Here is a 24,858-nt window from a genome sequence, read left to right as displayed (position 1 = left end):
CGGCGGACGCTAAAGATGGGCTTGCCGCCCGGCTATAAATCATAGCTCGCTAAAGAAAAGATTGTCCCAAGGTGTTTCTTGGCACAACGTTGTCGGTGGCAACCTTAGCCTTACGACGCAAGAACGCTACCGATAGTCAAGCCTAGCCGCCTCGTCTCCCAACAACCGCTCAAAAATAATGCGAAGATCATCCTCGTCTAAATAACCGTTCTCAAGGTAGCCGCCGTCGATGGCGTCGAGCATTATCTTCTCTTTCTCCTTTAGGCGCTCGTAAATCACCTTATCCAAAGAAAAGGGAATGCTATCGCTTTCAAAGATCGTGCGCATAAAGTAGTAGCGGGTCTTCTGATCATCGGGGAGTCCAAGACGATGAATGCGGTCCTTGGATTGCAAGAGATGCACGAGGTTATAGCTGTACTCAAAGTACACGGCGTCATGGCACACCGAATGCAGAGAAACAGACTCGGCAAGCGTCTGCGGATTGGTCACGAGTACTTTAAAGCGCCCAGCGCGGAAGTCGTCCAATATCGCGCGTCGATCCTCTTGTGGCGTTCCGCCGTAAATCGCCCGTGCGTCAATCCCCTTTTCGGCAAGCCCGCTCCGTAAGTTGCTAATGCTGCGAACGAACAGACACCACACCACAACGGGACGCCCCTGAGCAACAATACGTTCAATTAGCTGCTCGCACGACAAGAACTTTGAAGTCGGCCGAGCTCGATCAATGGACTCGTAAAATGTTTGCGAGAAGTCAACATAGTCGATATCGGAGAACTCCTCCCCAACCTGATCGAGCACATACTCCAAATCTTCTTGGTCGATAGCCTGCTCGAGCATGACAGGGTCGCTCTCGAGCTGCAACGTACGGATGATACGCGAAAATGGGCTAGAACACGCACTGGACAAGATATGCAGAAGCGAGTTTTCGTCAGCAGTCGCTTCGACTTCCACAATTTCGTCGGGCTCAGGCGCAGGCACACCAAGCTCATTCTTATTTGTGCGGCAGAAGAAAGGCGCAAGGCTTTTGTTTAGCTGCTCAATCTCATCCGTCCCGGGAGACTTAAGCTCACCCGGCTCATAGCCAAAAAAGGTGTCATAGTCCTCGGGATAGAGAATGTGCAGCAGGTTGTAAATATCCTGGTAGGTATTAGGTATAGGCGTACCCGTAAGTGCAATCACGTACTTCGCGCCCTCATTTGCCTCAAGTGCCGAGGTCGCGCGCCTGCCCTTAATCGCCTTGATGCGATGAACCTCATCAAATACAACGAGTGTTTGGTTGGAAACGATAGGATGCAGTTCCCTCACATAGCCGGCAAGGGCTTCGTAGTTAAACGTAAACAGATTGCACGAACCGCTATCCAGCGAAAGCGCGCTCCGGCGCCGCTCGGTGGACATTGCTGCTATATGCGGGTCCCCCAGCGAAAAACAATGCAGGGGCAATTTGCTCCCAAAGGTCGCAACCCACTCTTTTTCCCATGCTTCAAAGCCGTTTTTTGGACAGACGACTACGATGCGCTTCGCAAGCCCCAAATGCCTTAAATATGCAAATACGCCGAGCACCGTGGCCGTCTTACCTGCGCCAGGCACCGAGAAGTCGGCGGCGCGGCCGACGGCGGCCATAAAGAACGCATCGAGCATCTGCCGGTCGCGCAAGGGACGCACCATCGAGGCATTCACTATGTCGCGAAACTCCCGGAAACGCGGCCCCAACTGGGGGTCGTCGGCTATGCTCTGAGCAGTCTGGGCCTTAATGGCAAGACCCACTTCCGAGCGCTCTCGGATGTACGTCTCCGTAGCACTTGCATACGCCTCGAAGCTCCGGTCAACCGCAACCTCAACGCCATGCTCAGTGGCCTCCTGCACCGCCTCGAGCATCTCCTGGCACTCGCGCAAGCCCATGGTGTCATCGAGCAAAATGCAGTCGCCCTCGGTACCCACCACGGCACTTGCGGGATAGTAAAGCCAGGCGCGCCATACCGTCGAAGCCATGAAATCCGCAACGCTCTGCCCCTCGATACGCAAGAACATGCCTGGACGGGCATCGTCGTAGCCGACGATAATCCTAGGAGCGGTCATCGATTTCACCAATCAGCTCATCGACCCTATTCCTCACGGCAACAAGGTTAGCGCGCACTTTCGAAAGTTCGATTGCATTCAGTACGTCGAGCATCTCGGGAAGGATCTTATTAAGATCGGAGAGGCACTCGGCAGACTTCTTAGCCGGAGTATCCATAAGCTTGGAGCGGCGCACAACCTCTCGAGCCTTATCGCCCGCACGCGAGAAGCTATCGACCAGATCTCGGTCCGCGCGAAGCTCACTCACCTTTTCGCGAGTAAGGGGGTCAGGCCCCATCTTCTCGAGCAGCTCAGACATCGCCTGCTGCTCGGCGGCCTTAAAATCCGCCTCGGCAGGAGTGCCCGCCACGTTTCCAAAATCTCTGACATAGCGAGTGATATCGCCCTCGGGCTGCACGACCATATTCGAGAACATCGCGCGCTTAACAAATTGCTGGTCGCGCTTGTTGCCATACTTCTTCAGAACACGGCTGAATTCGCCCAAGGGGCCATCGACCTTAAGGGCGCGGGCGAGATGGTATTGCTCGGGAGCTTGGCAGAACTCGAGAAACTCCTCCATGAACTGAGCGCGGTCGACGAGCTTCTTGACCTCGGCTTCGGTCATGCCCGTCGCGGTTCCGTACTCGGCCGGAGTGATCAGGTGGTTCTTAACCACGTCGCGGTACACGCCGACAAGACGATCGACGGGATCATAGGCGACCTTTTCCTCCTCGCCAATCTGAATGGCGAGCTCCAGCAGTTTGATACGCTTGGGGTCGCTGCCGGTGGCATCGTCGATGATGGCCGCCTCGAACCAGCCGGCCTCGTTGTTTTGGCGCGCAAGGCGGCGAATACACGTCAAACGGCGGTTGCCGTCAATGACGCGGCCGTCGTTAAGTACGATGCCCGGCCTCAGCTGGCCGCGGAGCGCAATGCTCTTCTCGGTCTTCTTAAGCGCCCCGGGGTTGCTCTCGACGATAAAGCCCTCGATGGCCCCGTTATACTCTTCGCGACCAAGCGCAAGCAGATCCGCATCCTGCGCGGCGTTGTACTCGCTTACCCACGTTGCGATGCGATCGTTTTGGTCGTTGTAAAACAGCAAGTCGCACTTGATGCGATAGACGTCAAAGACACGTGTCACGTTCTCAATGGAGTGTTTTTCTTTGCGCCCCGTCGGCAGAACGTTACCGGTAGCAATCCCATCGTCAAGCAAGCTCATTGCGTGCCTCCCTTTTCCATGCTTCCATGGATGAATAGTATGCGTCTCCAATGTCGTCGTAGTAGACATCGGAATTATGAACGGTCGTCGCCAGGAGCGGCGCCGGACAGGCTATGCCAAAGTCGCTCGCAAGCAGACGCGGCAAATCATCACGTTCGATTCCCTCATGGCGAGCAACAACCCACTCAATAAGGTCAGTGGCAGAGAAGCGTCCCTCGCCGCCGACAACAAACACTTTAATGCCAGCAAGCGTGCAGCTCCGAAATAGTCCAGCCACGTCGAGCAGCCCTTCGTAAAAGTCATCGGGCATATCTAACCCGTACAACGGGTGCACAGTCGCGCCACTCGTACGCAAGCTCGCTATGGTGAAGGGCTCTCCCTCGCGCGCATCAATACAAACCGTGGACGCGTACGACTCGACGTCGGCCATGCGCAGGCCCAACACGTCGTGCAGTCGCGTGAACGAAATGTAGCTGTCGTCTTCGTAGGCAAGCACGCGATGGTCCGAAAGCGCCTGGCGCAGCACGTGACGGAAGGCGGGATGTTGCCACACGGCATTCTCAAACCCGGCCTCGCCTTTCGCAAAGGACGGATGCGCCGCCAATAGCCGCGTGAAGTGGCCGTTCGGGGCATCCCCTTCTTGGAAGAGCAGGTCGTGGTCCTCATAGTAGCCCGCGGCATCGATACCGCGATCGAGCGTCTCGGGCTGCTCGCCGGGATACTCGAAAGCAAAACGTCGACGCACAAGACCCGCGTCACAAATCTGGTCGGCAAGCTCCCGGGCGAGGAAGTCCTCAAGGGTGAGCGCCTTGCATTCGGCGTTGTCCCTCCCAGGCGCCTCCGGGCAAGAGACTGGCACGTCCGTCGGGCGCTCAATAGACTTGAAACCAAGCCACTCCGAGACGCTCACGTCCGCGGGCTCGGCGAACAGGTCGAGCCATATCGCGGCGACACCGGCGCTAAAGCCGTATTCGCGCTCGTAGGCCTTCGCTAGAACGTTTTTTGGTTCACCCGCATGACGCTCGGCAAAGGTGCGCACCTGGCGACGGCGATCAACCATGCCAAATCCGACAGAAAGGTGGTCTCCCAGAGTGACGCCTTCGTCGGCATTCCAAAAGACTTGCTTTAGCTCGTCATAGAGCACGGCGGGCGTGGTGATCCCCGCGCGCCTTAGCTCATTACGCGAGACGCGAAAGACTAGACGGGCGCACAGTTCGGTATCCTCACGCCGTGCCGCACTCACCGCCGCTCGCGCAGCCTCTGCACGCCCATCCTGTTTGCTGTCGACTACTTCCGCCACGCGCTACGCCTCGCCCAGCTTGGGCCCGAAGACGCGCTCGACGTATGCCTCCAGCGTGCCCTCCTTGGCGAGCTCCGCGGCGTCCGCGAGCTCGAAGTTAGAGTCGCATCCTTGGCCGACCTCGTCGTGGAAACCCAGGATGAAGTGGGTGGCAATCTCGTAGATAATCTTGGTGGGCGCGATGCCGAACACCTGATGCTCCAGGATGTGGTCCAAACGCTCGCGGTCGTCCGGGAAGGCGGCCTTCATGCCCTCGCTTCGGTACAGGCGCTTGATGATCTCGGTGATGTAGAGGCCAGACTTCATGTACAGGTCGGCGAAGGTGTGGCTCGGGTCATCGAAGCAGCCCGGGTTCTCCTTCTCGAAGAGGTCCACCATCTGAACCACGACGTTGCGCGGCGTGAAGATCTGATTGGTCTTCTGGGGCGGCACGTAGTCGAAGATGTCCTCTGTCTGGGACTCGTCGAAGTAATTGGCCAGGCGCTCGCGCAGCTTGATGAACTCGCTCACGGAGTCGTTGAATACGACCTCGTCGAAGAGGTGCCCAACGAAGCGCTTTACCTCGCCGGTCTCGCCATCGGTGTAGTCGCCGCCATCACGCAAAAAGCGGAACTCATCAACGGTGATGCTCGTGACGTCCTGGAAGACGTCAGCGGGGATCACGGTGTCGAAGTTCGCAAGCGTCGTGCCCTGCTCGCCGTAGGCCATGAGGAACGACGGGATGGTACGCGAGAAGCCGCGCAGATGAGCGCGCACCTTGTCCTCGATGCCCTGCTTCTCCTCTTCCTTCTTCGCCGTCTCCACCTCGCGCACTACGGTCTCGCCGGCGCTCTGCACGAGCTCCTCGCGGGAGTCCTCGAGCTTCTGGGCGAGCGCCCGGAACGCCTCTGCCTTCTGCTCGTCATGGCGCTGGTTCACCTCGGCGCGTTCGGTCTCGCTTGTCGCCGCCTTGAGCTCGTCCTTGCGCGACTGCTCGATGCGGCGCGCCTGGATCTGGTAGTCGCCGACCTGGCGGTTGAGTTGGATGTCGGCATCTGCCTGGACCTTGCGCTCGATCTGCTGCTGGCGCGGTTTGAGCTCGCTGCCGTAGCTCTCCTTGGCGGCCTGAACCAAAGGCGCGGTCACGCTCTGCTTGAAGGCCTCCTTGAGGTTGTCGAGCATCGCCCTGTCGTCGTCATCGGCCTCGTGCGCCTTCGCGATATCTTGGACCTGGCCCGAGAACTCAACGACGACATCGCCGTAGACCTTCGGCCCGAAGATGTCCGCCGCCTTGCCTACGACCTGCTCGTCGGGAATCTCCACCTCGCCCTCGTCGTTGATGGAGAGATCGCGTGCCGTGCCTTCGTCGATCTCGACCTTGTTCTTCTCGGCGTTCTGCGCCTTGCCCTGCTCGTAGGGGTCGAAGCGCTGGATGATCTCCACGACCTCTGCCGGCGCGCGGAAGACGCTCGCGATGTTCTGGAATAGGAAGTTGCTCATGAAGCCGCGCTTGACCACCTCGCGGGCGTGGATGCGCCTCGGCACGCTGAGCACCTGCTCGGCATCGAGCTCGACCATCTGGCCCTCATCGTCTTCGCCATAGACGGGGAAGAAGTTCAGCAGCTGACGGATATGGCGCTCGCGCGTCTCCACGTCGCCGCCGCCGCGCGCGGTCTCGCCGTACAGGTCGTTGGCGAACTGCTCAAAGATAGTAAGCGTGCGCGCCGGGTCGAAGTCGAAGACGTAGGCGTTCTCCTTGCGCGCGTAGTTGCCGCCGCCCAGGTCGAACAGGCACGGGTTCTGGCTGCGGAAGGCCGCCTGCATGTACAGTGCGGGGCTCGCCATGTTCGAGAGCATGAGCACGGCGGTCCACTCCGGCACGGTCACGCCCGTGGTCAGCTGGCCGACCGAAAGGGTGATGGTCCTGTCGTGGTCCTTGATCGCGCGGCGTACCTTGTCGAGCGACTTCTCGTTCTCGTCGCCGGCGTCGATCTTGCCGTCGCCAGCAGCGAGTACCACCTCGTAATCCTTGAAGACGGGGTGCGCCTGCAGCTTCTTGGCGAGGGCGCGGGCGGAGTCGACGCGGTTGAGCATCCAGAACGTGTGACGCAGCTCGTCGCGCAGCCCGGGTGTCGAGAACGGGAACTTCTCCTGCGTGGTGAGCGCGTCGAGGAACTTATCCACGTCGGCGTCATGCACGAAGCCGCCGTTGTGCTTGGTCGAGAAGAACTCGTTGAGGTCGAAGGCGAACTCGGTCTGCTCGCCATCAATCTCCATGCCGCCGCGGGCCTCCTGCTCGACGATGTCGCTCATCTGGTAGGTGAGCAGGTTGAGCTTGGGGAGGTTGGCGTAGGGGTTCGGCTGCTCGGAGTCGGCAGGCCAGTCGCGCTTGGCCTGTTGCTCGTCGGCGTATGTCCAGTTGTAGATGGCGTCGTCGGCGAACTTCTCGTTTGCGATGGCCTTGAAGGGCGTACCGGAGAGGTGCAGCGTGAAGCGGCGTTTGATGTGGTCGAACGCCACGTCGGTCTTGAAGGTGTCCACGCCCTCGTGCGCCTCGTCGATGATGAGCACGTCCCAGGTGAGGTCGGCCACCTCGTCGAGCTTTTGGTAGATGCCGCCGAAGCGGATGGAGCCCTTGAGGTCCTGAAGGCTCACAAACTCGATGAATCCTTTTGGGCCATCCGGATGGTTGCGGATGGCGCGCAGGTACTCCTCGCGGCTGAGGCAGTAGGGCTTGCCGGCCAGGGCGTCCACGCCGCTGATGAAGCGGTAGCCGCCCTCTACCCCAACGAACTTCACGTAGTCGTCGTACCAAGAATTGGCAATGGCGGGGCGGTTGGTGACAATGAGCACCTTCTGCGCGCCGATGCTGCGGCACAGGTCGTACGCGGTGAGCGTCTTGCCGAAGCGCGGCTTGGCGTTCCACAGGAACTCGCCGCCGTGCGCGCCGCCCTCGTCCCAATGGGCGCGGGCGAAGGCTCCCGTCTGCTCCACTGCGCGCTGCTGCTCGGCGCGCAGGGTGTAGGAGGCAGCGCCGGGTGCGTCCAACACGCCGTCGGTGTCGCGGAATCGGTAGAACTGCTGGTGAGACTCCTCGCCGCTGATCTTGAACCATTCCTTCTTGGGTTCGCGCTCGACGCCCTGCTTCTCGAGATATGCGTGGAAGTCGGTGTCACGGAAGGTGCCCGCGCGGTGCTCCCACGTGGCGTTGCCGCTCCACTCCAGGTGCCACTGCACGTCGGCGGTATACGTCTGCTGTTTGATGCGCTCGCGCACATCCTGCTCGGTGTAGCCGATCTTGGTCCAGCCGTTGTGGCGGGCAATCTCGGGCGTGGTGTAGGCGTAGATCTGCGGCACCGCGGGAGCGGTGGTCTCGATGATCTGGGAGATGTCGATGCTCGCCATGGCTAGCCCATCTCCTTCACGTGGGATTCGATAAAGGAGATCTCATCGTCATCGAGGCCGTACTTCGCGTAGAGTTGACGATCGATGTCGGCCACGGACTGCGTCCAGTCAATGTCGGAATCAGAGGTAAAGTCCTGGAGGGGAACGTAAGCCCACTTTTCGGGAGGATTATGTTGCGTAGCTTTTAGAACGCCGAGCATGCAGCGAGTAAATTTCGTCTTAACGTACCTGATTGCAGCTTCAGATTCATCCTCTGTGTCAAAGCTTCCAATACTGATAAATGATTCCGTATGCCCCATTAAGGGCCGCCCTATTAAGGGGGTGGAGAGGGCTTCGCCCAATGCGCCACTCCCGTTTGCAGCCGGCACAATAACCTTCCACTTCTTTAAGTTGCCAGGCTGATTAACGTATTCCGATCTTATGTGTTTGCTGATGCGTTGATTGTTTTGCCGACCTAGGATTTGAATATATTCAAATCCGTCATCCGGCCTTTTGTCGAAGAATATGTCGGGGAGTCTATCGAATATATTCGTTGACATATCGTAAGGGTGCCCTTGGCTCAACCTGCTGATGGCTTCAGGATGTTCTTCATGCATTTTGTCGGTAAGTCTGTAAGCCGTCCTCGTAATAACTATCTGCGAAAACGGACTAAAATGCGCGTCATGCGCCACTTTTTTTAATATTGAATTTAACTCGTCATAGGCTGTAAATATACCAATTGCGCCATAACTCTGTTCTTTGTTTCTTAAAGTAATGGCTACGCCACCTTTAATGTCCACGTTGCTGAACATTTTAGAGCTATCCGCCTCGTAGGCCAGAACCTTGAAATGTGGATCATCGAGCATTTTGCGGTTCCATGCTTTGGGTGTTGCGCCGGCATTAAACAGGAAACGCGCTGGATGCACCAGCTCAACAATATTGCCAACATCATAGGCTCCCTCCATGAATGCAGGGTAAATTGGAGCCGCTGAGTTTTTGTTATCGCCTTGGACCTACTCCTGATAGGGTGGGTTTCCGATCACGGCATAAAATTTCTTCTCCATGGGACACGCCTTGCCTTTCAACGCAATGAACTCAAAGGGTTCGTCGCCAATCCAGTCGTATAGAACACATAGAGGGACTGACTTAGTCAGCTCCTCTTCTTCTTTCTGTTCTTCCTCTTCAACCTCAATCGGAGAAAGATCGAAAAGCGCAGGCTGAACGAAGTCGTTTTCTGGCCTCTCGGTAATATCAGATTGCGAATCAGTCGGAGCAAACAAAGGAGAATGAACGGCGATGCCCATCTTTGCAGTGGGCACAGCATCGTTAAAACCATCCATTTGCCAGAAGTTCCAAGAAACAATCTCGGCCGCTTCATCCATCTCGGCTTCAGTGGGCCTCGCTCCCCAGCAATCCATATGGTGTTCGCAAAACGTCTCAAAAGCGTTGATGCGTGCAATCAGAAGGTTGTCGCCCTGGTACTCAAAGCCATAGCATGCCCTAAGCGCACGGAAGGCCCATTTCATCCAGCCCTCGCGGCTCTTGGTTTTCTCCGCAACAACACGCAGTTTGCGGTCCAGAAAGCCAATTCTGTCAGCCACGGGAATGGAGTGACCAGTCACGCTGTCGTAGCGCGAACAAACGAACGGCCCCTCGCCACATGAAATTTCAAGCCAAGTAGCTTCAATGTATGCATGCCAGCCATGACCCTTTTTCTTGGGAAATTTCAACTCTTCCAAGTTGGTGGACCAGGAGCGCTCATGCTCTTCGTTAAAAATAGCTCGATGCCCAAACCAAACAGCATCAAGGTCATTGTTCATCTGGTTGCACAACCATGCCGGCGAGAAAACCTCGGCACGACTTTTGGTTCGCAACGACTGCTGCTCAGCAGCCTTCGCAATGCGTGGTTTGATGATATGAACGTTTGGGCCCGTGATTTTCTCGACGGTTATCTCGTCGTCGCCCATGTAGCCGTCACCCAGAGCTTCGTACTCGTTGTCGGCCCATATGATGTTGCAACCTGTTGTGCGATCGCATAGCAAAGTCTCAAGGATGGTTAGCGAGTAACGATGGACGAAAGCTTCCATGAAACCCGAGCCCGGGAAACTGACCGCGGCGCATGTGGACTCCTCAGCGGTTACGGTTTCCGAATCGGCTTCCGTCATGTCGTGACACGTCCTTTTCTGGGCAGGCCCTTCACCGGCATACCCCTCATAATAAAAAGAGGATTAACATCTAGATTGCATGCATTTTATCAAAGATGCCATTTTGAGCGTAGCTGGGTGGAGGCTAGCCCTGATAGGTTTCCCTATGCCATGCGCCACACAGCTGGAACCTGCGTGCAACGTCGAATGCGCGCTGCCGCCGCAACTGTCGACGCGATCTCATCGTCCGCCAACGCTGTCAAGACGACAAATGGATTGCCAGGCATGCCGCGACCGCTACAGATAGGCCGCAACATCCCAAGCAGTGATAATCCCAAGAACCTTCTCGCTGGGCTTACCGCTATGCGTGATAAACACCATGCCAATGCGATCAGCACGGCGCATCGCCACCGTGAACATCTCCGCAACCTCTGCGAGCGTTATCGTACGTGGCACGAACCTAAACGATTCAGAGACATGAGCGTCCACTGGGAGCAGCTCGGCAAGCGAAGAGAATGTCGTCTCGTCGTCAATGCAGATAATCTCTTCACCGTATAGGTAGGAGAGCAGCGTGTTCTCGCTGAACACGCCGCGAACGATGCCGTCCTCCAGGATAGGTACGTGGGTGTAGCATTTTTCCGCCATCTCGCGCAGGACGGGTCTCACGCAGTCCTCCACAGTTGCCGAAAACACATTCTGCATGGACACGGCATGGTCGATTGCCTTGGGAGGATTCTCGACCGCCGCAAGCGTATTGCGCAGGAGTGTCAGCATCGAGTCGCTCGGCTCGACGGCGTAATCGCCATCGACACTCTCCTGGTGCGAGAGCAGGTTGCGAACTTCTGCGCAATATTTGAGAGCCCCGGCAACGTTCTTGAATGCCCTGCCGGGGTTTCTGCCAAGCCAAGCCACAGGACCGTGTTTTTCCGGCACGTCATAATGCTCACGAATACACCCCTCGAGCTTTCTATAGAGATCAAGGAACTCGCTTGCATTGTCCCTTTTGCCCATACCGAAACCTCCTGCAAAAATAGCTTCGGAACGCATTCACGCAGCTAAACAAGCGCAATTATACGTGTGATATCAAGCGCCCTGTGCTCGGCCTCGACAAGCGGCATCGAACGCAGGCTTACCGGCATGGGCGCCCGTAGGAAAGCCATACGGCTGACGTACCTCGACCGTCAATCGGCCTCGTACTACCGCTAATCCGTCCCGCTCCAGCAGGCCACCCAACGGTGAGATAATGCCCACGACTATTAACGTAAGCAAGGAGCACGCCATGGCAGACAACGAGATCGAATCCTCGACGGACGACGGCCGAGAGGGACTCGTGGCAAAACAGCTCGCATCCACCAAAATCCACCTCGCACTCACTCAGGAGCGGGCGGACGTCTCCGGTGCCATCAAGCTCCCACTCGAACGAGTCCCCCAGCTCGGCATAGCGCTCGCCTCACTCCCCTCGACATTTCGCACCGTCACCAATACGGTGAGCGTGCCTATGCTGCTCCAGCCAACCGACAAGTTTGGCAATCCGCTTGACCCGTCGATACTCCAATCGTTCAAGGACGGCAGTGGCCTCATGGGGTCCTACCGCGACACAGCCAATGGCTTTGGGCAGGCTCGCTTCCACGTAGTCGAGGGCGACATCGCCACAAGTGTCACGCAAGTGCCCTACGACCCGACGTCGTTGTTCATGGCAGCCGCAATCGCGCAGATAAACCAAAAGCTCGACTCCATCCAGGAGTCCGTCGACGAAATGTTCGACTATATGCGCCAGCGCGACAAGGCCAACATGCGCGGCAACCTCAAGACACTTGTAGACATCCTCAACGGCTACGGTCTCTACTGCGACAACGCCATCGAAATGACCAGCGCCCATATGAAGGTAATCGACATCAAGCATGCCTCCGAGCAGGACATAGAGCACTTCCGCTCACTGGCGCAGTCGGACCTGAAAAAGAAAGGGCTCGTCGAGGTGCGAGACGGCTTGAGCAAACGCCTCGACAAGGTGCTCGACTACCTCAAAGACTGCCAGCTCGCCACCTACATCCACGCGTTCTCGCTGTTCCTCGAGCCCATGCTCACCCAGAACTTCAAACCTGCAAAGCTCGCAGACGCTGCCGCAAAAATCGAGGCGGACTCGCTTGCATACCGCGAGCTTTACACCGAATGTTACGACGCACTCGAGGCGAGCACTGCCGACACTATCGATGTGGCACTTCTGGGCGGCATCGCCTCCGCAGGCAAGATGCTCGGTCGCGCCATCGCGGCGACGCCCATCGGCGAGCTCACGCCCATAGACGAGGCACTTGAAGGTGCAGGAGAGGACATCGGCAGGTTCAACGACGAGCAATCCGAGAAGCTCATCGAGAAGCTCCACCAGGCAAAGACGCCCGACGTCGCGCCGTTCAGGCAGAGCATAATGGAGATCGACACCCTCTACAACCGCCCCACGCAGATCGCCGTGGACGCCGAGAACGTCTACATCCTGCCTGGCAAGCAGCGGGAAGAGTAGCGATACGCGACAGGCACGCGCCATGCAGACAGTTAACGCCCCCTACCTCCCCTCCGCCTTCAGCTTCAGCAGCAGGTCTCCCAGCTCGGGGCACTTGCTAGAGAGGCACGTCTGGACTCGCTCGCCCATCCCCCACCGCTGGCGGACTTCCTGAGCGCGCGGGCTCACGTGGTAGCCCCCGTCCATCACCTGCTTGAGCAGCTTGGCGGTCACGCGCGCATCGGCAAGGGCGCTGTGGGCATGGCCCGTCGACTCGTCGAACTCAATGCCAAACCACATCGCCGCGTCACCCAACGAAACGCGCCCATGGCTGCCCACATCCATGATCGAGGTGTAAAACGCCTGCAGGTCGGCCCAGTCCGTAGGAAATGCGGAAAGGTCGATGCGCTTTGCCTGGCACTCGGTCAAAAGCTGTCGACGGTCCGTCCCGCTCCAGCAAACCACCTGGGCGGAGTAGCGACCGATCCAATCGCCAAGCCTTTTGATCACTATGTAGAGCGGATCGGCCATCGCGGTGTCCACGGCCGATATCCCCGTAAGCTCGCGGACGGGATACGCAACGCCTTCGGTAAATTCCGTCTGCACAAACTGCGAGAACTCGCCCATAACGTTGCCGTGGTAATCGAGCTTAACGGCGCCGACCTCGATAATCTCATTGCGCAGCCCACGGCGCTGGCGCTGCTTTGGCACCGGCGCAAACTCAAAGTCCAGCACAATCTGGCGCGCAAAGTTCGTCGTATCGATAGCCGAGATACCCGGCGTCTTTTCAGCTGACACGGTTAGGGCCTTTCTCCGTTGCCTGCCGCTTGCTACATAGGCGGCTACATTGCCGTAAGGATAGGCGCTCGTGCGGACATGAAAGCGCCCAGCGCGGCCACCCGGCACCCTTGCGTAAAGCCGCGCTTTGAGATGGCCACGTCGCTGTTATGAGCGAACATATATTCGTATTTATGACTGCAGTTTGATAGACTGGTTATTGTTGACGGCAGTTCCATGTGCCGGGCAGCGCCCTCCATGCGACGGGAGGTGATGCCCATGACCGATCTGATTGATTTCGTAAAGCTCCTGACCTCTTTGGTCTCGCTCCTCACGGCGCTTATCGGACTTACCGAGGCACTCAAGCAGTGTTCGAAGCACAAAAAGAGGGGTCGACGCCGTTAAGGCATTGACCCCTTGATCAAAGCAACGGCGCTGCCCAGCTATCACCCTTGGGCTGCCGTCGACTTTATTCTACCCACGGTTGCCAGGTTTAACAAATGAATTTTCAGTAATGGAGCCTCGGAGCCCGCTCCTGCGTTCGCTCAACTCGTCGCTCTACTCCAGCCACCACTCAACATCCACGGAGCACTCAACCGAAAATGCTAAAGACCACGCGATCGGGCAAAGCCCCGTCCCCAACAACACAGGACGGACCCTCAGCTTCCTTTACGTTATAGCTAGCTATATTATGTCTTCCTATAATATAGCTAGCTATAACGTAATTCGACAAGCGGCGCACGCAGAAGGGGCGGCACGCCACCGCACGTGAACCGTTCCGGAAGCTCCTGACCGCTCTGGTCTCGCTCCTCACAGCGCTCATCGGACTTTCCGAGGCACTCAAGCAGCGTCCGAAGCATAAAAAGAGGGGTCGACGCCGTTAAGGCATCGACCCCTTAATCTAAACAACGACACTGCCCAGCTCTTCACCACTTGGGCTGCCGTCAGCCTTATTTTACCCACGGGACAAACCCTTTGAAGTGCGGCTTGGCGCCGCATGACGTCGGCGGACGGGGCGATGTGTCCGCCGACGAATAGCACCAAATTGGTTACTTCTTGCTCTCGGGCAAGACCAGATCCACGGCAGCGTCCTTGGCGGCATCGATGTGCTGAGCCACGACCGGCGTCTGCGGAAGAATCAGGTTGAGCACGATGGCCATGATGGCGGTGGGGGTTACGGCATTGGAGCCGATGACGGTGGACACCCAGGTGGGCATACCCTCGCCGGCAAGGCAACCGCTGGCCATCCAGATACCCAGGCCAAAGACGACGGAGGTACCGACGATGGTGGTAGTGCGCTGCGTAAGGCCCTCGCGGGTGAACATGCGCACGCCGTTCATGGTGATGGTGCCAAAGACGCCGACGGTCGCGCCGCCGATGACGGGCTGCGGGATAGCGGAAAGGACGGCAGAAAGCTGCGGGAACAGGCCGGCGATGGCAAAGACGGACGCGATGATCACAAAGACCCACTTGTTGACGACCTTGTTGGAACAGATGATGCCCACGTTCTGGCCAAGGGCGCTGGTGGGAAGACCGCCCAGCAGGCCGCCGGCCATAGAAGTGAGGCCCTGAGACACGATAGCGCCGGAGAGCTCGCGCTCGGTGGGCATGCGGTCGATGGAGCCCAGGCAGGCGGCGGAGACATCGCCGATAACCTGGATGGCAACCATGGGGAACACGACGGCGAGGGTAATGCAGACCTCGGGATCAAACTCGAGCGCGTAGGGCATGAGCTTGGGAAGGGCGAAGACCTGAGCGGTGGCGACGCTGGAGAAGTCGATCATGCCAAAGGGAATGGAGACGATCATGCCAACGATCATGCCAAAGAACACGGATCCCAGCTTGAACGTACCCTTGCCAAAGTTGGCGAGCGCGAAGACCACGGCGAAGGTGATAAGAGCGACGCACCAGGCCTGCGGGGTGCCCCACAGCGGCGTGCCCATACCGCCGGCCATATACTTGACGGCCGTGGGATACAGCGAGACGCCGATGGAGAAGATGACCGTACCAGTCACGACGGGCGGGAACAGCCACTTAATCTTGCTGTAGGCCAGACCAAAGAGGACCGCGACGGCACCGCCGACAATCTCGCCGCCCAGCAGCGCACCAAAGCTAAAGCCCGAGGCACCCATAGCCTGCAGGGCCGGCAGGAACGCGAACGAGACGCCCATGACGATGGGCAGGCCGCCGCCGATGCGGCGGAAGGGAGCGAAGGCCTGAAGGGCCGTGTCGATTGCCGAAAGAATGAGCGCAACCTGAATAATGTCGGTGCTCTGCTGGCTGTTAAAGCCGTAGACGCCGGCCATGATGACCGCCGGGGTAATGATGCCGGCAAACGATGCCAGCACGTGCTGAAGGGCACACGGAATCATTTCCTTAACGGGCGGCATGCCTTCGCGAGTGAACAGGGCTTCAGTGCCGTTCGTAACCGTCTCCTGGGCCATTTGACCACCAATCCTCGAAGTAGTTGTTTTCGCATCTAGCGCTCTATTGTGACGCAGTGCGGGGTTGAGGTTGTGCCTTCGGTGAATATCGTATTAAAGAATTTTCTCATTCTCAATAATAATTTTTTGTTATCAGACTATTTTTCAGCTGAGACAACGCATTTCCGCAGGTCAGGAAAGTGTCTGGTCAAAATAACATCTAACTTTTCTTTTGGTCGACCGCTTACCGCCAAAATCCTACCGTTCGTCTGTATTACGCAATGTACCTGCGAATATACGAGTCAATAGACACCGTGTTACCATGAGAAAAAATTGTTATGAAACTTCCGATTTCATCCAAAGGAGTTGCCCGTGAACGAGACTGTACGTCGCTTTTTGCCGATGGTCGATTTCCTGGAGCAGATACTCGGCAAAAACAGCGAAATCGTGCTGCACGATTTCTCGGATCCCGACCACGCCATCGTCGATATCCGCAACGGCATCGTGAGCGGCCGCAAGGTCGGCGGTCCCGCCACCGATCTGGCACTCAAGATCATGCACGATCCCAAGTATCGCGACCTGCCGTTTATTACGGGCTACGAGGGGCGCGGTGCCGGTGGCAAGGCGTTGGAATCCGCATCGTACTTTATTCGCGAGGATAACGAGATCGTCGGCATGCTCTGCGTCAACACCGATCTTTCCACGGTACGCTCCATCAACGCCATGGCTCAGCAGCTCATGGCCTGCTTCGACCCTGTGCCAAGGCAGGCGGAGCCCGCGTCTATCGAGGTCGAAATTCTTTCGGAGTCTACACAGGAGCTCATCGACCACAGCATTTCCGAGTTGCTCGAAAGCCGCGGCCAGGATGTCGCCTCACTTGGGCAGGCCGATCGCGTGGACGTTATTCGCCACCTTAACGGCAACGGCGTATTTATGCTCAAGGGCGCTGTTGCCTGCGCTGCCACCGCGCTGGGCATCTCGGAGCCTAGCGTCTACCGCTACCTGCAAAAAGTTCGCAAGGAAGGCTAACGAGCAAAATGGAGCGCGGGCAGTCTTTTTGGGACGGGGCTATTTTAGCTACCCTCCTCTGCCCGCGACTTCGATGAGCCGCAAGTAAAAGCAATCCTGCATATAGGGGTAGCTAAAAAGGCCCCGTCCCAAAAAGACTACCCTTGGTGGCCCCACGAGCGATTCGTCACGTGACAAAAGACCCTGCAGTTCACACGCGCTGCAGGGTCTTTTTGCATGTCATGTTTAGTTGTTGCCAACGCCTTAGAGAGCGGCGACGACCTCGATCTCGACCAGACCGCCAGCCGGAAGAGCGGCAACCTGGAAAGCGCTGCGCGCGGGGAACGGGGCCTCAAACTTGGAGGAATAAATCTCGTTCACGGCGGCAAAGTCGGCGATGTCGGCCAGGTAGACCGTGGTCTTGACGACATCGGCAAACGTAGCGCCGGCAGCGGTCAGTAGGGCTTCTACGTTGGCGAGGGACTGCTTGGCCTGGGCCTCGATGCCCTCGGGCAGCTTGCCGGTCGCGGGATCGATGCCCAGCTGGCCGGACAGGAACACCATGTTGCCGGTCTGGATACCGGGGGAATACGGGCCGATGGCTGCGGGCGCGTTATCGGAAGACACGACGGTCTTGATCATGTTTTTCTCCTTACGATCAAATAGACAGCGTGAGCGCGGCGTTCGCACCGGGAGGCACAGTTCGGTCTGAACACCGCGCTTGATTGGGATAGTAGGGGATGATTTCGCCCGCTGCAAGATAATTATCAGATTGCGAGAATATTTTATCGCCCAACGCTTTCCCCGAACCGCTGAACGGTTCTCCACGGGGTCAGCCAGCCCAGGCTGCTGAAGACTTTGTCCTGCTTAGACTGCGGGCATCGTCCATCGCGACGCCGCCACTATACTTTTGAATATCTGAGCATTTTGAAAGGCAGGATATGACCGCAACCGCCAGCCGAACCACCAACCGCAGGCCCGAGCTTCTGGCCCCCGCCGGAGGCCCGGAGCCCTTTGCCGCCGCGCTCGCCGCCGGGGCAGACGCCATCTACTGTGGCATGGGCAGCTTCAACGCCCGCCGCAAGGCCACCAACTTTACCGATGAGGCCTTTGAACAGGCCTGCCGTGCCGCACACCTGGCCGGCTCGCGCGTCTACGTCACGGTCAACATCGTCATCAAGCAGTCCGAGATGGACGATGCACTGCAGCTCATCCACCGCTGCTCCACGCTGGGCGCCGATGCCTTCATTATCCAGGACTGGGGCCTGTTCTTTGAGGTCAAGCGCACCATGCCCGGCATCGAGACCCATATCTCGACCCAGGCGAACATCCACGATGACCGCGGAACCATCTGGTGCCACGAGCAGGGCGCCGACCGCGTGACCCTCTCGCGCGAGCTTTCCATCGACGAGATCGCCGCCATCCACGACGCCGCGCCCGACGTTGACCTGGAGGTCTTTAGCCACGGCGCCATCTGCTTTTGCTACTCGGGCCTGTGCCTGCTCTCGAGCTTTGCCATGGCGGGCCGCTCGGCCAACCGCGGCATGTGCGCTCAGCCCTGCCGTCTGCCCTACGAGCTGATCGACGAGAACGGCCGCACGCTCTCCCCCGCCGGTCGCGAGCGCGCGCTATGCCCGCGCGACACTAACACTTCACAGCTTGTTCGCCGCCTGTATGACGCCGGCGCCGCATCGCTCAAGCTCGAGGGCCGCATGAAGGCGCCCGATTACGTGTACTCCATCGTCGATGTGTATCGTCATCAGATCGATGACATGCTGGCCGGGGCCGTCGTAGATAAGGACGAGGACGCCGCTCGCCAGCGCCAACTCAAGCGCTGCTTTAACCGCGACTTTACGCACGCCTATCAGGACGGCACCTCGGGCGACGAGATGATGAGCTACGAGCGCTCCAACAACCGCGGCCAGATCGTGGGCACGGTGCTGGGCAGCCGTCTGGCCAACCGCGACGTGCGCGGGCTCAAACCCGACGACCGTCGTCGCCGCGCCGCCATCGCCCGCATTGAGCTGTTTGAGCCTGTAGGCAAGGGCGACCTGTTGGAGCTTCGTCACGACGATGAGTTCGACCAATTCCTGACCACTATCGCTACCGATGATGCCGCCGCCGGCGACATCATCGAGTGCCGCGTTCCCCGTAGTATGCCCGAGGGCTGCCGCGTGCGTGTGATTCGCAGCCAGCGCGCCATTGACGCTGCCGGCGCCGCGCTCAAGCGCGACGTGCTACGCCGCCGCGCCGTAGACGTGTCCGTCGTGGCGCGTCTGGGCGAGCCGTTTACCGTCACGCTCACCTGCTGCGACGACCCCACGCTCACCGCCACCGCCACCGGCTTTACCGTCGAGGCCGCCAAGACCCGCGCCGTCGAGGCGTCCGATCTGGTGGAGCACGTGGGCCGCATGGGCTCCTCTCCCTTTGAGGCCGCGAGCTTTGACGTGGCGCTCGATGAGGGCTGTGGCATGGGTTTCTCCGCTGTGCACAAGGTGCGCGCCGCCGCTTGCAAGGCGCTCGAGGAGGCCATTCTGGCGCCGTATGACGAGCGCGCCCACACGCTCGAGCTGCCGGCGATTGTCACCAGTGATTCCCGCCCCGCGCCCGAGCACTACCGCGATGAGCCGCAGATCTGCGCCACCGTCACCTCGCTCGAGGCCGCCGAGGCCGCTCGTACTGAGGGAGCCGTGCGCATCTATATGACCACCGACGCGCTCGATGCGGCCGAGCTTTCCCCCGCCGATGCGTTTGAGCAGGGTATTGTTCCCGTGCTCGATGAGGTCTGCCGCGCCGTCGACCACGCGCGCGTCGACCCGTGGGTTGTTGCCGGTGCCACGGTCGCTATTGGCAACATCTCTGAGCTTGCCCTGGCCGCCCAGGTTGGTGCCACGGCCGAGATTCGCTCTTGCCTGCCCGTGCACAACACGCCTTGCATGGAGGCACTCGCCGAGCGCGGAGCCGGGGCGTTTTGGCTCTCGCCCGAGATCACGCTCGACGAGATTATCTCGCTTGGCACCTCCGCGCCCGCAGCCCTGGGCATCACCGTTTTCGGCCGCCCGCGCGTTATGACGAGCGAGCACTGTATCCTGCAGGTGGCCAATGGCTGCATCCACGATTGCACCCACTGCCGCCTGCGCGCCCGCAAGCTGTCGCTCAAGAATATCGACGGCAAGGTCATGCCGGTGCGTACCGACATCCACGGCCGCTCGCGCCTGTACGACGCCTACCCCATCGACCTCACACCGCAGGTTCCACAGCTGCTCGACGCCGGCGTGCGCCGTCTCATGGTCGACGGGACCCTGCTCGAGGCCGATGAGATTGGTCGCGCCGTCGCACGCGTCCGTCGCGCCGTCGAGGCCGCGCAGGCCGGCCGTAAGCCCGCCGCCCGCCTGCGCGGCGCCACTTCGGGCTGCATGTTTGTGGGAATTAGCTAACCGAAAGGCTTACACGTGAACGAAGAACCTCAAGTCCTCTACTGCGACGCCTGGCTCATGGCCATCGATAAGCCCGCCGGCATGATCGTCCACGGCGACGGCACCGGCGAGCGCACGCTTACCGACTATGCCAGCGACCTTTTGCTGGCGATGGGCGACGGCTTTGCCGCGACCGACATGCAGCCGCTCAACCGCTTGGACCGCGACACTACCGGCGTGGTGTTGTTCTCGCTCGACAAGCAGACGCAGCCCGCCTTTGACCAGATGGTCATCGACCACGCCTTCGAAAAGCACTATCTGGCGCTCGCCGAGGGCAAGATCGACTGGAACGAAAAGCTCATCGACAAGCCCATCGCCCGCGACCGCCACGATAGCCGCAAGATGCGCGTCGGCGCCAGCGGCAAGCCGTCGCAGACGCGCGTGAAGGTGCTCAAGCGCCTTAAGAGCCGCCGAGGCCTGCCCACCCGTTCGTATATCGATGTTGAGCTGCTCACGGGCCGCAAACACCAGATCCGCGTGCACCTGGCAAGCGAACATCATCCCCTGGTTGGCGACGACCTGTACGGAACGCCGCGCCCCTGTGGCCTCATGCTCCACGCCCACAGCGTATCCTTTACCCATCCCGTAACCGGCGAGCACATCCACATCGAAGCCCCCTGCCCCTGGGAGCCCTAAAACCTGCCAAAAAGGGACAGGTTTATTTTGGCAGGTTTTATCTGGGTAAACGTCAAGCCGCCACGAGGACTCAGCCGCGGCGCCAAAACGTCTCGATCTGTAACAGTTAGAACCCATTTTCCGGTCTCTCTGTTACAGATCGAGACATTCAAATCCCCCTCAAGGGAAAATCTCGATCTGTAACAATAACTCGGCAAAATCGGTCCCAGATGTTACAGATTGAGACAAAGGGATGGCGCGGTTCGGAAGTATCTCAATCTGTAACATCTAACCCACTTTTAACGGTCCAGTTGTTACAGACTTAGACAAACCGGCGGACAACGAAAGCGGCAACGCCTGTGATGGACGTTGCCGCTTTTCTATTGAGAAAACTACTCGGTTTTCGTTACTAACCACCACAATGGGGACAGGCACCTTTGTGATGGTTTTGGCTTTGTCCCGTCGCTAGACCGTGATGACGTTGTCCATTGCCCGGTACTTGGCGGGCACCTCGCCTGCGGTAATAATCGTTGCGTCGCGAAAATCTGCGAACTTGACGGGCGCCACCATGCCAAATTTACTGGCATCCGAGATTACAAAGCGCTTGGCCGTATGGCGCATCGAGATGCGCTTAACCTGCGCCTCCTCGATATCGGGCGCCGTGAAGCCCTGCTCGGCGGCAATGCCGTTAGAACCCCAAAAGCCACAGTTGAAGTTGTAGCGGTCTAAGGTTGCCAAGGCATCGGGGCCAACGAGTGCTTCGGTCTCGGGCTTGAGCTCGCCGCCCAGCACCACGGTACGCATGCCGCGCAAAGCGAGGTGCTGAGCATGGAGCACGGAATCGGTCACATAGGTGACATCTTCAAGGTGTGGAAGATGCTCGATGAGCTTGAGCGTCGTCGAGCCCGAGTCGATGTATACAAAGCTCTCGGGCTCCACCAGCGCCGCGGCGCGGGCGCAGATACGCTCCTTATCGTCGTTATGGAGGTCGCTGCGCTCATTGAGCGTTAGGTCGCGCGTCACGTGTGCGCGCTCAAGACTTGTCGCTCCGCCGTGGACCTTGGCGATACGGTGTGCTCGATCGAGCGTCTGCAGATCGCGCCGAATGGTAGACGCCGTCACGCCCAGGGTATCGGCAAGCTCTTGCACAGTAACCGAGCCAGCCTGCTGGACCATCGACACGATCGCATTGAGCCTATCCTCCGCAAGCATCGCTTACTCCTCCTCGGGGTACACGACTCCCCAGTCGGCGCGGAGCTTGGTCATAAGCTCCATAACATCAGAAGCGTAATCCAGAAGCTCGCGCTTCGAATCATCGCCGGCAACGGCCTTCTCCAGGTCGGCCATCTCGTAGCACAGAGCGTATGCCTCGGTGCCGGTGTGGACCTCCTCACGGTGCCCGTCCGCAGTCCACACGATGGTCGCGTGATCGGCGCGGGGATACTCGTTGACCTCGATATAGCACTTGTCAAAGCTGATGACCGAGCGCTTGGGTTGCTTGGAGTGGAGCGTAAGGCTCACCACGCCCAGCTGCTGCTCGGCATTACGGCAGACAATGCCGCCCGCAACGTCAACGCCGGTCTCACAGGTGTTGCCGAGCGAAACGACCTCAAGAGGCTGGCTTGCCATAAAGAGGCGCATGACGGACAGGGCATACACGCCAATATCGAGCATGGCACCGCCAGCAAGGTTGCGATTGTAGAAACGGTTGGTCAGGTCGCCGTATTCCTTGTAGCTGCCAAAGTTGAGCTGAGCGAGGTTCATGCGGCCAAACTCGCCGGCATCCATGCGGCGACGCAGCTCCCGATACAAGGGCATGTGGAGCACCGTGGTGGCGTCCATAAGGACCACGTTATGCTCGTCGGCAATGGCACGCGCTTCGTCGAGCTCGGCGGAGTTGAGGGTGATGGCCTTCTCGCAAAGCACGTGCTTGCCAGCTGCCAGAGCGGCGCGCAGGTAGGTAATATGCGTGTTATGCGGCGTGGTGATATAAACGGCGTCGATGTCGGGATCGGCGTAGAGGTCCTCAACCGTCTCGTACACCTTCTCGACGCCATACTGCTCGGCAAAAGCCTGAGCCTTGGAGAGCGTACGGTTGGCGACGCCCGCAAGCTTGCGGCCGGCAAGGGCGAGAGACTGGGCCATCTGGTTGGCGATAACGCCGCAGCCGATCACAGCCCAGCGAAGCTCGGGAGCCGTAAAGATGTCGTTAGGGAACGGCTGATCCTGGACCGAGGCAAACGCCGCCTTAGCGGCGGCTTCGGCGTCGAGCGGAGCCTGTTTGGAATCTGTCATCATGTGCCTCCTGAGTCACCGGAAGTTCTTCATTTCCAACAGCCTTATATTCGCACAAATTTGCGCGCATTTGCTTGTATTTGCGTGTTTATTTGTTTATCGGTTATTATTAAACCATAATTAGCAGATATTTGCGCGGCTATGCGCATTATCGCGCAAGACTCTGTGCGTAAATACGCATGCATCGATCGTTATGATGCATAAAAAAGCGGGGCACCAAAACCCCTGAAGGGAAGCAGGCTGTCTTACTCTGCCCCCTAGGGGCATCAGACATCAAAAGATCATCCCTAACTGCCGGCACATAAGGACTGTCCCAGGCTGCCGAAACCTGGGGGCGTTCCCCGTACGACGCTTTCGTGGCAAGACTGTCCCCATCAACTAGCCGTTAAAGAACGTCCCCAACGACTAGTCATTTATGTCTGTCCCCAATGAGTATAGCCACTCATTTATGTCTGTCCCCAATGAGTATGTCAGAAGTAGCCACTCATTTAAGTCTGTCCCCAATGAGTATAGCCACTCATTTAAGTCTGTCCCCAATGAGTAGGGATAGAAAAAGGCCCGGGTGCCGTGGCATCCGGGCCTTTGCTAGCAACTTAGATGTTGCGGGCAGCTTAGAACTTGTGGCCGCACTTCTTGCAGACGCGCAGCTTGTTCTTGCCGTCCTTCTCGTGACCGACGCGGGTAACCTTACCGCACTCGGGGCAAACGAGATTGACGTTGGAGGCATCGATGGGAGCCTCCTGCGAAACGATGCCGCCCTGCTGGTTGGCAGCGTTGGGCTTGACGGCCTTCTTGACGACCGAAACGCCCTCGACAACGACCTTGTTCTCGGCGGGGAGAGCACGCAGGACAACGCCCTGCTTGCCACGATCCTTACCAGAGAGAACCTGGACCTTATCGCCCTTCTTGATATACATATATCTCCCCTAACTACAGGGTCTCGGGAGCGAGCGAGACGATCTTCATGTACTTCTTGTCACGAAGCTCGCGAGCGACGGGCCCGAAGATACGGGTGCCGACGGGCGAACCATCGTTGTTGATGACAACGCAGGCGTTATCATCAAAGCGAATGTAGGAGCCATCCTTGCGGCGGATCTCCTTAACGGTGCGAACGACGACGCAACGGACAACGTCCTTCTTCTTGACGTTGGCGCCAGGGGTAGCCTCCTGGACAGCACCGATGAACACATCGCCGATGCCTGCATAACGACGCTTGGAACCGCCAAGCACCTTGATGCAGCGAATCTTGCGAGCGCCGGAGTTGTCGGCGACGTTCAGCATGGTTTGCATCTGAATCATGGTAGATGTTCCTCCGAACTAAGAACCGAAGAGAGGTGCGCAGCCTTTATGCGGCCCGTGGTATGCAAGCCAGGCATACGCACATCTTCGGAAACGTACAAGTCGTAAGAGCGACTGCTTATTTAGCGCGCTCGACGACCTCGATGAGGCGCCAACGCTTCATCTTGGACATAGGACGGGTCTCCATAACGCGGACGGTGTCGCCCACGCCAGCCGTGCACTCCTCGTCGTGAGCGTGCAGCTTCTTGGAGCTGGTCATCATCTTGCCGTACTTGGGGTGACGCTTGCGCTCGGTGATGGTGACAACGATGGTCTTGGCACCGGAGACGGAGGTAACGACACCCGTACGGACCTTACGCGAGTTACGCGAATCAGTCATATTCTCTCCTTAGG

At 58.6% G+C, this 24,858-nt stretch carries 19 protein-coding genes and 1 pseudogene; 5 read left to right on the top strand and 15 right to left on the bottom strand.

Annotated elements, in window-relative coordinates:
* Nucleotides 1–126: 126 nt before the first annotated feature.
* From ACTQZF_RS04925 to ACTQZF_RS04895, 7 genes and pseudogenes are all read right to left on the bottom strand, one after another.
* Nucleotides 127–1,911 (bottom strand): DEAD/DEAH box helicase, encoded by a 1,785-nt coding sequence (locus tag ACTQZF_RS04925; protein WP_441554690.1) that lies wholly within the window; start codon nt 1,909–1,911, stop codon nt 127–129.
* A 148-nt stretch (nt 1,912–2,059) separates the two neighbouring features.
* Entirely contained in the window at nt 2,060–3,271 is a 1,212-nt protein-coding gene (locus ACTQZF_RS04920; protein WP_441554689.1) for a hypothetical protein, read from the bottom strand.
* Nucleotides 3,258–4,571, bottom strand: a complete 1,314-nt coding sequence (locus ACTQZF_RS04915; RefSeq protein ID WP_441554688.1) for a hypothetical protein — start codon at nt 4,569–4,571, stop codon at nt 3,258–3,260. The genes ACTQZF_RS04920 and ACTQZF_RS04915 overlap by 14 nt, the downstream gene beginning before the upstream one ends.
* A gap of 3 nt (nt 4,572–4,574) precedes the next feature.
* Nucleotides 4,575–7,955: a DEAD/DEAH box helicase family protein gene (locus ACTQZF_RS04910; RefSeq protein WP_441554687.1), complete on the bottom strand. Its 3,381-nt coding sequence runs from the start codon at nt 7,953–7,955 to the stop codon at nt 4,575–4,577.
* Between the two features lie 2 nt (nt 7,956–7,957).
* A pseudogene (locus tag ACTQZF_RS04905) lies at nt 7,958–8,923 on the bottom strand (hypothetical protein); the annotation flags it as partial.
* Nucleotides 8,924–8,947: 24 nt separating this feature from the next.
* Nucleotides 8,948–10,099, bottom strand: a complete 1,152-nt coding sequence (locus ACTQZF_RS04900; protein WP_441554686.1) for a hypothetical protein — start codon at nt 10,097–10,099, stop codon at nt 8,948–8,950.
* Between the two features lie 276 nt (nt 10,100–10,375).
* Entirely contained in the window at nt 10,376–11,089 is a 714-nt protein-coding gene (locus ACTQZF_RS04895; protein ID WP_441554685.1) for a CBS domain-containing protein, read from the bottom strand.
* A 268-nt stretch (nt 11,090–11,357) separates the two neighbouring features.
* On the opposite strand from ACTQZF_RS04895, the gene ACTQZF_RS04890 reads away from it, so the two are divergent.
* Nucleotides 11,358–12,593 (top strand): hypothetical protein, encoded by a 1,236-nt coding sequence (locus tag ACTQZF_RS04890; RefSeq protein WP_441554684.1) that lies wholly within the window; start codon nt 11,358–11,360, stop codon nt 12,591–12,593.
* A 42-nt stretch (nt 12,594–12,635) separates the two neighbouring features.
* Here the strand turns inward: ACTQZF_RS04890 and ACTQZF_RS04885 are convergent, their stop codons facing one another.
* Nucleotides 12,636–13,370 (bottom strand): exonuclease domain-containing protein, encoded by a 735-nt coding sequence (locus tag ACTQZF_RS04885; RefSeq protein ID WP_441554683.1) that lies wholly within the window; start codon nt 13,368–13,370, stop codon nt 12,636–12,638.
* 258 nt (nt 13,371–13,628) lie between these two features.
* Here ACTQZF_RS04885 and ACTQZF_RS04880 point away from each other — a divergent pair, with 258 nt between their 5' ends.
* Nucleotides 13,629–13,754, top strand: a complete 126-nt coding sequence (locus tag ACTQZF_RS04880; protein ID WP_427796015.1) for a hypothetical protein — start codon at nt 13,629–13,631, stop codon at nt 13,752–13,754.
* Between the two features lie 644 nt (nt 13,755–14,398).
* Here the strand turns inward: ACTQZF_RS04880 and ACTQZF_RS04875 are convergent.
* Nucleotides 14,399–15,793: a uracil-xanthine permease family protein gene (locus ACTQZF_RS04875; RefSeq protein ID WP_441044594.1), complete on the bottom strand. Its 1,395-nt coding sequence runs from the start codon at nt 15,791–15,793 to the stop codon at nt 14,399–14,401.
* Between the two features lie 351 nt (nt 15,794–16,144).
* Between ACTQZF_RS04875 and ACTQZF_RS04870 the strand changes: the two genes are divergently transcribed.
* The gene (locus ACTQZF_RS04870) at nt 16,145–16,801 is read left to right on the top strand and encodes a helix-turn-helix transcriptional regulator (protein ID WP_441554682.1); all 657 of its coding nucleotides are present in this window, start codon (nt 16,145–16,147) and stop codon (nt 16,799–16,801) included.
* A 243-nt stretch (nt 16,802–17,044) separates the two neighbouring features.
* Here the strand turns inward: ACTQZF_RS04870 and ACTQZF_RS04865 are convergent, their stop codons facing one another.
* Entirely contained in the window at nt 17,045–17,422 is a 378-nt protein-coding gene (locus ACTQZF_RS04865) for a RidA family protein (protein ID WP_441554681.1), read from the bottom strand.
* 299 nt (nt 17,423–17,721) lie between these two features.
* Between ACTQZF_RS04865 and ACTQZF_RS04860 the strand changes: the two genes are divergently transcribed.
* Together ACTQZF_RS04860 and ACTQZF_RS04855 are read left to right on the top strand one after the other, a co-directional pair.
* Nucleotides 17,722–20,217, top strand: a complete 2,496-nt coding sequence (locus ACTQZF_RS04860; protein ID WP_441554680.1) for a DUF3656 domain-containing U32 family peptidase — start codon at nt 17,722–17,724, stop codon at nt 20,215–20,217.
* Nucleotides 20,218–20,232: 15 nt separating this feature from the next.
* Nucleotides 20,233–20,892: an RluA family pseudouridine synthase gene (locus tag ACTQZF_RS04855; protein ID WP_233502584.1), complete on the top strand. Its 660-nt coding sequence runs from the start codon at nt 20,233–20,235 to the stop codon at nt 20,890–20,892.
* A 444-nt stretch (nt 20,893–21,336) separates the two neighbouring features.
* On the opposite strand, the gene ACTQZF_RS04850 is transcribed toward ACTQZF_RS04855, so the two are convergent.
* The 5 genes from ACTQZF_RS04850 to rpsQ all read right to left on the bottom strand — a co-directional run bounded on the left by ACTQZF_RS04850 (nt 21,337) and on the right by rpsQ (nt 24,844).
* The gene (locus tag ACTQZF_RS04850; RefSeq protein ID WP_427717633.1) at nt 21,337–22,083 is read right to left on the bottom strand and encodes a DeoR/GlpR family DNA-binding transcription regulator; all 747 of its coding nucleotides are present in this window, start codon (nt 22,081–22,083) and stop codon (nt 21,337–21,339) included.
* 3 nt (nt 22,084–22,086) lie between these two features.
* Nucleotides 22,087–23,166: a Gfo/Idh/MocA family protein gene (locus tag ACTQZF_RS04845; RefSeq protein WP_441554679.1), complete on the bottom strand. Its 1,080-nt coding sequence runs from the start codon at nt 23,164–23,166 to the stop codon at nt 22,087–22,089.
* A 611-nt stretch (nt 23,167–23,777) separates the two neighbouring features.
* A complete protein-coding gene (rplX, locus tag ACTQZF_RS04840) occupies nt 23,778–24,083 on the bottom strand; it encodes a 50S ribosomal protein L24 (protein ID WP_006235043.1) in 306 nt (101 codons plus the stop codon).
* Between the two features lie 13 nt (nt 24,084–24,096).
* A complete protein-coding gene (gene rplN / locus ACTQZF_RS04835) occupies nt 24,097–24,465 on the bottom strand; it encodes a 50S ribosomal protein L14 (protein WP_117734331.1) in 369 nt (122 codons plus the stop codon).
* A 118-nt stretch (nt 24,466–24,583) separates the two neighbouring features.
* Nucleotides 24,584–24,844: a 30S ribosomal protein S17 gene (gene rpsQ / locus ACTQZF_RS04830; RefSeq protein ID WP_006235040.1), complete on the bottom strand. Its 261-nt coding sequence runs from the start codon at nt 24,842–24,844 to the stop codon at nt 24,584–24,586.
* Nucleotides 24,845–24,858: the final 14 nt, after the last annotated feature.

Source organism: Collinsella sp. LCP19S3_H3, from assembly GCF_052119145.1.
Taxonomy (GTDB): Bacteria; Actinomycetota; Coriobacteriia; order Coriobacteriales; family Coriobacteriaceae; genus Collinsella.
This window is presented reverse-complemented; position numbering and strand designations above follow the sequence as displayed.

Coding starts and splice junctions, on each gene's coding strand:
- ACTQZF_RS04920 (WP_441554689.1), bottom strand. CDS start 3,271: ATGAGCTTGCTTGACGATGGGATTGCTACCGGTAACGTTCTGCCGACG.
- ACTQZF_RS04860 (WP_441554680.1), top strand. CDS start 17,722: ATGACCGCAACCGCCAGCCGAACCACCAACCGCAGGCCCGAGCTTCTG.
- rpsQ (WP_006235040.1), bottom strand. CDS start 24,844: ATGACTGATTCGCGTAACTCGCGTAAGGTCCGTACGGGTGTCGTTACC.
- ACTQZF_RS04890 (WP_441554684.1), top strand. CDS start 11,358: ATGGCAGACAACGAGATCGAATCCTCGACGGACGACGGCCGAGAGGGA.
- ACTQZF_RS04900 (WP_441554686.1), bottom strand. CDS start 10,099: ATGACGGAAGCCGATTCGGAAACCGTAACCGCTGAGGAGTCCACATGC.
- ACTQZF_RS04845 (WP_441554679.1), bottom strand. CDS start 23,166: ATGACAGATTCCAAACAGGCTCCGCTCGACGCCGAAGCCGCCGCTAAG.
- ACTQZF_RS04850 (WP_427717633.1), bottom strand. CDS start 22,083: ATGCTTGCGGAGGATAGGCTCAATGCGATCGTGTCGATGGTCCAGCAG.
- ACTQZF_RS04910 (WP_441554687.1), bottom strand. CDS start 7,955: ATGGCGAGCATCGACATCTCCCAGATCATCGAGACCACCGCTCCCGCG.
- ACTQZF_RS04895 (WP_441554685.1), bottom strand. CDS start 11,089: ATGGGCAAAAGGGACAATGCAAGCGAGTTCCTTGATCTCTATAGAAAG.
- ACTQZF_RS04865 (WP_441554681.1), bottom strand. CDS start 17,422: ATGATCAAGACCGTCGTGTCTTCCGATAACGCGCCCGCAGCCATCGGC.
- ACTQZF_RS04875 (WP_441044594.1), bottom strand. CDS start 15,793: ATGGCCCAGGAGACGGTTACGAACGGCACTGAAGCCCTGTTCACTCGC.
- ACTQZF_RS04880 (WP_427796015.1), top strand. CDS start 13,629: ATGACCGATCTGATTGATTTCGTAAAGCTCCTGACCTCTTTGGTCTCG.
- rplN (WP_117734331.1), bottom strand. CDS start 24,465: ATGATTCAGATGCAAACCATGCTGAACGTCGCCGACAACTCCGGCGCT.
- rplX (WP_006235043.1), bottom strand. CDS start 24,083: ATGTATATCAAGAAGGGCGATAAGGTCCAGGTTCTCTCTGGTAAGGAT.